Here is a 1,254-nt window from a genome sequence, read left to right on the forward strand (position 1 = left end):
AAGCTCAATCAAGATGGTGTCTCAGGTATGGCACATGCCAGTCGTGGTCAACCTGGCCATCGTCGCCATGATGACTTGTTAAAATCAAAGTGCCTTTCCATTATTGCTGAACATTTACTGGGCTTTGGACCCACCTTGGCGCATGAGAAGCTCAACAGCATGTTTGACCTGAATATCCCGGTAGAAACGCTTCGGCGCTGGATGACGGCCAATGACCTGTGGATTCCGCGATCCAAGCGCCTGAAGCGTCCATATCAGCCACGTTATAACCGGGATTGCTTCGGTGAACTGATCCAAATTGATGGCTCATATCATGACTGGTTTGAAGGTCGAGCTGCAAAATGCTGCTTGTTGGTTTATATCGATGATGCCACTGGAAAGCTGTTGCATCTGCGCTTTTGTGAGGCTGAAACGACCTTTGACTACATGCTTTCAACCCGAGCCTACATTGAACAATACGGCAAACCTCTAGCCTTTTATAGTGACAAGCATTCGGTATTCAGAGTTAATCAGAAATCCAGGCAAGACAGCCAGATTACGCAATTTGGGCGGATTCTGAATAATTTGAACATCGATATTATCTTTGCCAACTCACCCCAAGCCAAAGGTCGTGTGGAACGTGCCAACAGAACCCTTCAGGACCGTCTGATCAAAGAGATGCGCCTGGAAGGCATCGGTTCGATTGCAGAGGCCAATATATGGTTACCCTGCTTTATTGAGCAGTTCAATCAGAAGTTCGCCAAATGTGCGCGAAACTCAAAGAACCTGCATCGGCCATTAAGCGAATCTGATCTTGAACTGGATGATATTTTTACCTGGCAGGAACCGCGTAAGGTCACCAAGAATCTGACTCTGACCTATGACAAGTGTATTTATATGCTTGAACCGACAGAGCTGAATCATAAGCTTGCTGGGCAATACATTTCATTTCTGGAGTACCCGGATGGTACTGTGGCAATCATGCATGAAGGACGGAAGATCAACTATAGCGTCTTCAATAAACTGGCTGGACTACAGCAGAATGAAGTGGTTGAGAATAAAAGATTAGGTTCGGTCCTGGCCCATATCCAGCAGCAACATGAGGAATTGGAGAAACAGAATAAACGTTCCCGTCTCAAGAAAAGTATGCCGAGTCGTAAAGCTCAGAAAGTTGTTATTGAACAAAGAAATTTAAATCCTGTGCTTGACTCTTGTAGTTAAAAACAGGACATTTTAAATGGTTTATCGCATAGACATTTTAATTGGTGAATAACA

The 1,254-nt window shown here is 44.7% G+C and carries 1 protein-coding gene; it reads left to right on the forward strand.

Annotation, left to right across the window (positions count from 1 at the left end; all coding sequences use genetic code 11):
• Positions 1-1,200, forward strand: a 1,200-nt coding sequence (locus tag EXE10_RS20980) for an ISNCY family transposase (RefSeq protein WP_130114596.1), incomplete at its 5' end; no start/stop codon positions are given.
• Between the last annotated feature and the right edge of the window lie 54 nt (positions 1,201-1,254).

It is taken from the genome of Acinetobacter sp. WCHAc060033 (assembly GCF_004209125.1).
In the GTDB taxonomy this organism is placed as follows: Bacteria; Pseudomonadota; Gammaproteobacteria; order Pseudomonadales; family Moraxellaceae; genus Acinetobacter; species Acinetobacter wuhouensis.